Annotated in this window: 2 protein-coding genes; both read right to left on the bottom strand. The window is 70.3% G+C overall.

Annotated elements, in window-relative coordinates:
• Positions 1-512 precede the first annotated feature (512 nt).
• Complete coding sequence (locus tag D3272_RS22790) at positions 513-6,605, bottom strand: DEAD/DEAH box helicase (protein WP_165361490.1); 6,093 nt, start codon at positions 6,603-6,605, stop codon at positions 513-515.
• A 10-nt stretch (positions 6,606-6,615) separates the two neighbouring features.
• The gene (locus tag D3272_RS27515; protein ID WP_165361489.1) at positions 6,616-10,086 is read right to left on the bottom strand and encodes an STY4851/ECs_5259 family protein; all 3,471 of its coding nucleotides are present in this window, start codon (positions 10,084-10,086) and stop codon (positions 6,616-6,618) included.
• Between the last annotated feature and the right edge of the window lie 60 nt (positions 10,087-10,146).

Raw genomic sequence — 10,146 nt, 5'->3', positions numbered from 1 at the left:
GGCAGACCGACGCGAGGGGGACGACCAGCCAACCATACCAAAAGCCAAAAGGGCCGTTAAGTCCGACAAGCTGCTAGGCTCCCAGGACCGGTGTGAAGTCGTCGAGAGAGCCGAGATGCGCTGCGCCGCACCCTTCATGCGGGTGACCCTAGGACCAACGAGAAGGTACTGCCACCAGCCACGGATCCACGCGGCAGCTGTGGAGAACCACGACAGCACTTGTCTTTGATCAGGCCGACCAGACCGGAGGCAGCACCGAGTAGCGATCGTGAGTGCCTAGAGTCGAGCGGATGCCCTTCCCACCGACAATGATCATGCAGTCGGGAACGTCAGAAAAGGCCAGGACGCCGCCGATCCTGAGCCGCGACGCAGCCAGTTGGACAGGCGACGCATCGCCAAGTTAGGTACAAATCTGAAACGATCGCACGTCTGGGTTAGCCTGCGACCGAGTTCTACCATGGTGCTTGGTCGCTCATGGTTGCCGATAGGCGACACGCCGTGAGCCGCAGAGCCTACCTCGCCTCTGCGGCAATGTAAGTCGGTCCTCTCGCGGTGACACGCGGGTCGGCCACGATCATCGCGGCCACCTGCTTCTGCGCACCCTCTGTGAACGGGTACAGCGGCGGAGATTGGACCTCCCAGGCCCCGAAGCCCTGGTCCATGTAGATTCGTGCCGAGTGACCGGCTGCGAACTCGATCTCCATGCAGCGTCCGTGCGGTACCTTCCCGCGCCACGTGGTCAGCTGCAGCCCGAGCCGCCCGGCATACTGCAGCATGACCTCTTGGCGGTCGTTCTCCTTGGTCCAGTCGTCATCGAGGGCCGTCGACCACTTGTCCTTGGGTCGGAGTGACGACATCTCGAGCCGAGCCTTGACAGACTTGCCAGGGGCCGAGCCGGTGAGGACGGCCAGGGTCTCTATCGCCATGCGCGCAGTGAGCGGCGAGTTGAGATAACGGTCGGAGTACGTGACGCTGGCGATGGCGCCGTCCGCCACCCCGGCCTCCCGCAGGGCGGTTCTCATCACCTGCACCATGCGTCTGCCGAAGGTGCCGAGGTTGCCGTTCAGCTCGTTCTCGAGCGTCTTGATCTTCGCGCCTGATGACGGCTGCAGTCGGTCCAGCGCTACAGGGACGCCCCTCAGCTTCTCCTCCGCCGCGTTGAACTGCACCACCGAGGTATCATCGGGTCGGCCCCAAGTCGGCCCGGCGCCGAGTAGGGCGGCGTCCCTCGTCGCCAGGACCACGCTCCCGGCCGATCCGACCACCTCCGCCAGCACCAAGGCCCCGTTCGGGCACTTCGCGTCGGCGCTCTCCTCCAGACCGGCTCCCCAGGTCATCAACCAGTCGCGCAGCGCCAGCTTCGCGGTGCCGCCCATCGAGGCCAACGCGTCGGCTAGCACCGACACCACCGCCGTCCCGCCGGTGTCCGTCCACCTGCGGATCAGGGCCGTGGCACCCCATTCCGACATCGTCTCGACGTCGAGCGGGGATGACACCCGGAGGACCAGGCGCGTGGCCGTCGAGGTCCTCGCCCTGAGGAGGGCGTCGAAGGCGTCCGGCGTCAGACGTGCGCCGGGCGCGGCGAGGTCCTGGGCGTCGGGCGTCCCCTCCGCGGCGAGCCTGAGGGTCACCGCCAGCGCGCCTTCCCGGTCGAGAATCCTGGCCTGGTCGTCGGTGAGGTCGCCCGACAGGACGCATGCCGGACACCCCCCTACGCAACCCTCGGCCTTGCAGTCGAGGATCGACGCCATCTCCCTCAGGAGCTCGTCGAAGAGCGGTCCCGCCTGGGTGGAGAAGCCAGAGCCGCCCACCGCCCTGTCGAAGACGAAGCAGCTGATCGGGCCTCCGCTGGCCTTGTCACGCCGTGACGCGGCGACGCCCATCTCCTCCATGCCGATGCCGAGCCGCCGCGCCAGCGCCTCGCGAAGGGCGACGGCGAAGGCGAGGCCACTTCCCCTCGTGCTGATGCCGTTCGGCTGCACCTCGAACACGTCGGTGCTGACATCGTAGCCGAGCCTCAGCTCCCTCTTGATGCCGAACGGGCTGTCGCTGCCCGTGCACGCGTCGCTCCGGTCAGCCTTGCCGAAGAGTGGCTTGTGGTCCCATGCGATCCGCTCCAGGTCACCGGCCTCGGCCTGCGCGCGACCGCAATGGAGGCAGATCTCGTATCCCTTGCGACCGGGACCCGAGCTACAGTGGAACACCGTGCCGGCGCTGTTCTCCCGCCGGCGTCCCTGTGCGGGGTTGGCCAGAGGCGACCATCGCGCGCCCCCCAACCCTATGCGCGGCTCCTCGGGGGGCACGTAGCTGATCACGTCCGGGTTCGCGTGCGGGTCGTCCCGCCAGTCCGCGGCGAAGCCTGCAGGCTGGAGATACTCGAACCGATCAGGGGCTGCCGCGCCGCAGGACTTGCACGCCTCCACGTCGTCCATGGTCCGGGTGGTGCCTGACTCCCCGCAGCTCCTGCAGTCCCACCTCCAGAGAAGGTTCTGGATCTCTCGGACGCCGTCCTCGCTCGCGGGCCTGCGCCAGTTCAATGTCACGCCCGCCGACTTGTGCACGAGCCCGTCGAGCACGACCTCGGCGCCCGGCGCGTACTCGCGCATCGCCACGTCCAACTGACGTTGCGGATAGGGCTTGGCCCTCCGGCTCCTGTCCTCCGGCCGCTCCTCCTCGATCTCGTCCAACGGGCACACGAACGGCACGACGCCGGTCGGGAAGCCGTGGCTCGGCAGGAACCCGCGACCGGACAGCACGCCGAGGACGTAGTCCTCGCACATGCGACGGAGGCGGATGACGAGCCCCTTGTTGGCGGCCTCGCTCCCGGCGGCCGCCTTGCCCTTGGACCGCGACGCCTGAAGCGCCCGCCACTCGGCGGCGAACGCCTCGCGCACCCCGTCCATCCCCTTCGCGGCGGCATCGAAGACGCCGGCGTCGCGGTCCAAGGCCGATCCCCTCGTCAATGCGGCGACCTGCGCCGCCAGCGCCGCGCGCGTGGACGGCAGTCTCACGAAGGCGCTGAAGAGTGCGGCGCCGTTGTTGTCGATGTCCTCGATCGCGCCCGCGCCCGACGGACAGCCGAAGAACGGCCCGGCCTGGGTCTTTAGGGCGTTGGTCTGCTGACCATGAACGTAGGCGGAGAAGAGGAGTGCGTTCACGTGTCGCTGGACGATGATGGTGCTGTCCAGGGCCACCCGCGGCGCACGCATCGTGCGGGCGAGGAACCGGATCGGTTCCAGGAACGCCATCCGGTCGAGCGGGCGGTCCTTGCAGAACGTGAAGGCCATCGACATGGCTTGGTTCCGTCGACCGGCTCGGCCGACGCGTTGGCGGTAGGACGCGATCGAGGGCGGCACGTTCGTCATGAGCACGTGCGAGACCGAGCCGATGTCGACGCCCATCTCCATCGTGGTGGAGCAGTTCAGCACATTGATGTTGCCCTCCTTGAACAACGCCTCGTAGTGCCTCAGGCGTTTCGGCGCCTGTTGGGCGGAGTGCTCCGCCGAGCGGAAGTAGTCAGCGAACGACGCCGTCTTGTCGGTCAGGTTGTTCCACACGCCACGTCCGCGCAGTTCGCGGATCGTCGGGTCGTCCGCGAGCCACGCCGCGACCTTCGCTCGCGCCACGTCACGGTCCTCGTCATCGGTCACGCCGAGGAAGGGCGCCGGATGCCTGGGCATCTCGAACGTGGTGACCTTCCGCGCTTCCGAGGCCGGGTCGGGGTCGTCGTAGGGGGTCAGCCCACGGAAGCTGGCGTCGAGCACCCTCCGGGTGACGGGGCACACGTCGGCCCGCGTCACCGGGCCCACGTTGGCCGTGGTGAAGTCCAGGGCGTGGTCGACGGCGCCCGGCGGCGACAGGATCGACCTCATGGCGGTCCAGGCGGCGTCGAGGCACTCCTGCAGGGCGACCCTGACCATCGGGTCGCGGGGGTCGAGGACGAGGCCCTTGAGGAGCAGCCAGACGGCGCGCGACGGATTGCCGAGCGGCCTGTCCCCCTGCGGCACGGAGGGCCAGCGGTACTGTCCCCTCACGGGCTCGGCGTCGGCCTTCTTCACCAGTCTCTTGAGGAGGGTCTTGTGGTCGATCCACCTCCTGTCGTTCCAGTCCATGCGAACCGCGGAGTTGCCACGCACCACGTGCGTCTGAAGGATGTCCAGGTAGTCCCTCCAGTCCGGGTCGCCGCCACCGAGGTCGCGGAACGCCTTCGGCGGCACCGCCGCGTCGATCGCGTCGAAGCGCAGGCGGGCAAGGCCCATGGTCTCGATCGAGTTCGCCTGCTTCGGCCGGCGCGATAGCTCTCGCAGGAGCAGGAAGTTCGCTAGCACGGTCGGGTTGCCGAAGCGCTCCGGGTCGCGCCGCGACCAGAGCTCGCGCAGCCAGACCCCGATCTCTTCGCGTTCCGCCAGGCGCTGGACCATGGTCGGCCAGGCCAGGCCCGAGGCGGCCTCCCTGAGCTTGGCCGCCCGGTCGGCGCGGGCCGTCGCCAGTACCCCGTCGAGGCCCAGGTCGAGGCCGGGATGAGCCGAGATCAGCCCCTCGAACTTCGCTATCTGCTCGTCGAACTTCGAGGTGTCCGGGGATCGCAGCAAGGCGTCCTGGACGGCGTGGTACACGAACGACCGCACGAAGTTGCGCTCCGCGCCGATCTGCAACTTTGCCGAGATGCGGGCTGTTCCCTGCCGGCTGTCGGTGAACGACAGCAGCTGCCGCCCTTCGAGTGGCGGCAGGCGGTCTCTTGGACCGTCGTGCTCGGCCGCGGCCGTCCCCTGCAGCAACTCGGGCACGAGGTTGCCGAGCAGGAAGGGGGCGCCGAAGCGGAAGGGCCTGATCACCTCCGTCGACCCCGGCTTCTGCCGCGTCCCGCAGGCGACGCAGCGGTCCGTGTGCTCGTCCGACACGCAACGGAACGTCGTCAGGTCAGGGGAGGGGGAGCCGCAGGCCCGGGCATGCTTGACGTCGACGTGCAGGGGCCACGTCCCGGCCAGCGGTCTCCAGAGGATGAGGCGGATGGGGTCACGGTCGTCCGTGTCGTGGTTCCCCGCGTCGTCGTCGTCCAGCTCTCCCCCGCCGGCGTCGCCGGTGGCCTCGGCATCCGCGGCGAAGTCGTCGTCGACCCTGCCTTGCCGCGACCTCGTCAGCGAGCCGTCCTCGAGCTCGACCACCTTAAGGTAGGGTTCGCCGCAGGCGTTGCATGCGACCACCTCGAAGGGGTGCCCGCCGCAAAACCGGCACCTGTCGACGTCGTCGCCCTGCAAGGCGCCGAACGGCCACTGGGCCGGCCTCGGTCCCGTGCAACCCGGGTCGATGCAGCTCCAGAGGCCGGCGACCGCTCGGTGGAAGGCGTGGATCCGCAGCGGCGACAGCCCGACGTCGTCCTTGTCGCGAGCCCTCGACAGGCCCTGGGCGAGGGCCGCCGGCGTGACCTCCGCCTTCGCCGCGACGGCGGCGACCTCCGACATGGTGACCGCGCCGGCGCGGAGCCTCTCCAACAACGGCCTCACGACGCGGTGGGCCGAGAGCAGGTCGTAGAGCGCCCCCGGATCGCCGCCGATCATGAGGTCCTCGTCGAGGGACCCGGCCCTGGTCATGGGCGGCAGCTTCGGCCAGTGGGGCTCGCCCTTGATCACGCTGACGCGGTCGGTCGGAGCACCCGACACGTCAGCCAGGAAGCGTGCCAGGTCGGCGGAGGCGTCCGGGCCGCCGATGGTGGCCGAGGTCGCGACGAAGCGAACATCCTTGGGGTCCGTGCCGAAGGCGAGGCAGACGCGGCGCAGCAACAGCGCGATCTCGGCCGCCCTGGCGCCGATGTAGCTGTGGGCCTCGTCGAGGACGACGTAGCGGAGCTTGCCCGCCGACTTGCGCAGGATCGGGGCGTCCTCGGGACGGAGGAGCATGTACTCGAGCATGGTCACGTTGGTGACCAGGATGGGCGGCGGCGAACGCCTCAGCGAGGCCCTGTCGGGCACCGTCTCGGGCCGCGCCTGCGCCTCTCGCGCGCCTACCTCGTTGGGCAAGAGGCCGTTGTAGAGCGCGAACCGGACGCGGCCGTCGAACGGCGCCGTCCAGTCTCGCAGGCGCTCCTCCTGGCTCGCGATCAGGGCGTTCAACGGGTAGAGGACGATGGCCTGGACGCCCTCGTCCAGGGGACCGCTTCGCGACTGGCGGACGAGGTCGTCGATTATCGGCACCAGGAAGCACTCGGTCTTCCCGGAGCCGGTGCCACTCGTGACGAGCACCGAGTTCGCCTCGGGCTCGGCCAGCTTGTGCCAGGCGGCGACTTGGTGGGCGAAGGGACGCCACGTCCTGCGGAAGCGGTATCGCCCCTTCCGCCCGCCTTCGCCGCCGTCGAGCGCGGCGACGGTGTCCGGGTGCAACAGCGTCCCGGACATGTCCTGCAGGGTGGCATCGTCCCTGACGTACCCCGGGGCGCCCTCGACGACAGGCTCCTGCAGGAGGCCGCCCTCCGCCGCCTCCGTCGACGACAGTTTCCGCCGGATCTCGGCCGACAGGCCCTCGTGGTTGAGCCCAGCTTGGCTGACGACGGCGCCGGCGGACCGCGTCCGGATCTCGTCGAAGGTGCGCAACGGGTTCAAGGCGTTCATTCTGGACGGCTCAGGCAATGGAACGGATAGTGGCGGCGTAGCTCTCGGCGAAGTGCTGGGGATCCTCGGCCACGCTGCGCCGAATCCGAAGGCGTTGCCTTCCGTCGAGCCCAAGCAGGCGGCCACCGGCCACGAGGGCGGCGACGACCGGCGCCTCGAGCGCCTCGTGGTGGCTCTCGTGGAAGCCATAGATCCACGCATACGACGACCGCAGGACGGCCTGGATCTGGGGGCCCCCGAAGCACGACCCGACGACACCCTCGCCCGAGTTGCCGGTGCCACGACGAACGTGTTCCTCGGCCACCGCCCGTCCGGCGCGCGGCATCGCCGGGGCGGCCGCGACGAGGCCAGTCAGGCGGAACGTCATGCGCAATGTCTCGTCGTAGGCCGCGACCTTCTCGGCCGCGTCGCGGACGATCTCCCCCGACAGCTCGTCGGCCATCTGCTCCGGCACGAGGCCCAGGAACTGCGACCGTGCGGCGGCGCGAAGGGTGGCGAAGGCCGATACCCAGTCCCTGACGCCGACCAGCACCCACAAAAACGGGAGCTCGCGCTCCAAGCCCCACACCCGATCCCGAAGTTCGGCGTCCTTCGACTTCGCGGCCGAGGCGGCTAGCCTGGCGAGCGTCGCGGGATGGTGCGCCAGGGTGTTCAGGGACTGGAACGTCGACGCCGTCAGCGCGTCGGGGAGCGCCAGGTGGCGCAACAGCCACCCCACGTCCTCCTCGCTCCCGGGCACGGCCTCGTCGATGACCCGGAACGCCTCCTCGAAGGCCCATTCGCGCATTCGTCGGTTCGCGACGAGGACGGCGCGTCGCAGGGGCGACAGCTCGTTCGGGGCGGGGTGCACGCCGCCCGACAGAACCGGCCGGCTCACGACGACGTTGCCCTCGGCCAAGTAGGCCACCCCGGGGCCGGGCAGGTCGTCGGGCACAGGCACGACCGAGCCGGCGGCCGCGGTCGCGTCGTCGATGGTCGACAACTCCCGCGCGCCCTCGTCGCCCATGTCGACCAGCGAACGCCATCGAAGCGACAAGCTCGTCCCGGCCGGCCTCGTCACGGTCGGGATGCGGAGCGTGTGGGGACCAGGGGTGAGCTCGGGTGTCTCGTAGCGCGCCACCCGTAGCTTCGCGCCGCTCGGCTCGAACTCTACCCAGGCCTCGCTGTCGAGGTCGCCCGCCTCGGCCAGCAGCGAGGAGACCGTGTCGCGCAACGACCACAGCGGCAGCTCGTCGTGGAAGGCTTGGCGATGGAAGGCCCGCAGCCCCGGCCCGTGCGTCTCGATCGAGAGCACGCTTCCGCCGTCCGACACCGCCCTCAGGCCGCGAAGGCCGTCGAGCGTGACCATGGGCACATTGCACACCGTGCCGTCCGGCCAGAGGAAGCAGCCCGTGCCGAAGGGGTACTGGGCCACCGCGTCGACGACGGCGCCGTTCGGGCCGACGAACCTGAGGGACACGTCGCGCTCGGCGGGCCCGCGCCACGCCACCTTCCAGGATTGACCGCCGGGGACGTCCCGCGCCTCGGTGAGTTGCACCCTGGAACCCGGGGCAGCCTCGATCGACCAGCCACCCACCCCTGACAGGGTGAAGGTGGCGCCGCCGTTCCTGAGGCTGTGCCGGCGCAACGTCGTGCCCTCGGGCAGGACCGCCACGCGACGGCGGTCCTTCGTAGCCCGGCTTGATCGGTCGACCCAGTCCACCTCGACGATGCCGGCACCCGGTCGTCGGCCGGCCAAGTCGCGCCAGCGCGCCTCGCCGACCGGGCGCCAACGCACGTCGTCGACGTGGCTCGTCCCGACCCCGCCGACGTGGGCCATCACCTCAGGCGGGCCCTCGAAGATCGGGTCTCCGTTCGGCGTGGTGACGCCGCGGACCTTCCGGGCGTCCGCACCACCGATCGTGAGGTGGTCCGCCTGGTCGGTCTCGGCGCCCGGCTGGACCCTGTAGAACAGGTCGCCGCCGGCCGGCCCGACATGCGTGGCGGCGGTCAAGCGGAACAACCGGAAGCCGTCGCCGCTCCAGATCGGCTCGAGGCGATCGCCGCGCACGGGATCGACTGCCTCGAACCCGCTCGGCGCCCGCGTGTACAGTGTCGCTCGGCGGTTGCGGCACGAGCCGGCCGCCACGAGCGTCAGGGTGCCCGGATCCTCGCCAGCGTCCTCGCCGCCGACGAAGGTCAGCACCTCGCCCCTGATAGGGTCGCCGGCGGCCCAGGTCACGACCGCGACAGAATCGGCGTCGGTGCGCAGCTCCAAGGACGCCGCCGCCGCGAAGGGGAAGCCGAGGATCGGGCCCCGTGGCGCGCCCCGCCGCGCGCGGCAGAGCCAGGGTCCGTCGTCGTCGGACGGCTCGATGACGCACACCTGCCCGGCGAGGTGGTCCGCCAAGGCGCCGCTGGGATGGCCGTACAGGCGCGAGACGCCCTTCTTGACACTCCGCGGCAGCACGGGCTCGCCGTCCACACCGAGGAGCAGGGCGGGGCGCCAGGCGTCACCAGATCGCACGAGGAGGCGCTTGCACCGGGCCGCGTCGCCACCGAGCCTCTGCAGGCTCTCGCTGACCAGGTCGTCCACGAGCCGCGAGGCGCCTTCGCCCTCGATGCCGAGCGCCTCCTTCCACCCGGCTTGGCACGCGTCCAGCCAAGCGGACAGTCGCGGCACCCCTGCGGCGGCCGCGTCGGGCCCGTGCTCGGTCCGGAGCCTCACGATCGCGACCGCGAGCCCGGTGCAGAGCGCGGCGAAGTCCCTCTGCCTGAACATCGGGGGCACGGTCACGTCCTCGGACGCCATCGAGACTGCGTCGGCAAGGTCGACCGAGCTCGCCGAGAACCTGGCGATGAGCCGGCGCAGGTGCCCGACCAACCACCCGCGCTCCTGCGTCTCGAGGAGCCGCGAGGGGAAGCCCCCCTCTAGCCGGATGGTCAGCAGCCATTCGTTGTCGCCAGTGTGGTTGCGCACCGGCAGCTTCCACCAACGGAGGCCCCTGTCCGTGAGCTGCCTGGCGACCTGGCTCGGCAACGTCCCGATCGGGGCGGTCAGGTCGGCCCACCTCGCCACGCCGCCGGCGAAGCTTCGCCTGAACCACTCCGCCCCGAACAGCACGAAGATCGCCGCGTCCCGATCCCGCAGCTCCTCGAGACGACCGAGCTTGCGGGCTCCGACGAGGTGCGCCCGCATGGCGTCGACCTCGGACTGCGTCGCCCGATGCAGGTGGAGGGCACGGCCGTCGGGGCGGACGAGCTTGCGCGCCGCCAGGAAGGGCCCGAGGGGATCCCTGGTGTCCACCGCTCCGGCCCTTCTGGCGGCGGCCAGCCTGGCGGCCGCCCTCATCCACAGCTCGATCCCGGCGTCGTCGTCACGACGCTTCAGGGCGTCCACGACATCCTGGAGCAACACGACGTCGTCGCCGGCTTGTTGGAGGATCCGCTCGAGGGCAGGGAGGCTGGCCACGTTGAGGTTGCGCGCGGACGAGGGTCGCACCGTCGATCCCGTGATGACCCCGCCCATGAGCCCCCCGTCATTGATTCGCCCGCTTCGCCG

This window comes from Lichenibacterium ramalinae, from assembly GCF_004137085.1.
GTDB classification, from domain to species: Bacteria; Pseudomonadota; Alphaproteobacteria; order Rhizobiales; family Beijerinckiaceae; genus Lichenihabitans; species Lichenihabitans ramalinae.
This window is presented reverse-complemented; position numbering and strand designations above follow the sequence as displayed.

Coding starts and splice junctions, on each gene's coding strand:
- D3272_RS22790 (WP_165361490.1), bottom strand. CDS start 6,605: ATGAACGCCTTGAACCCGTTGCGCACCTTCGACGAGATCCGGACGCGG.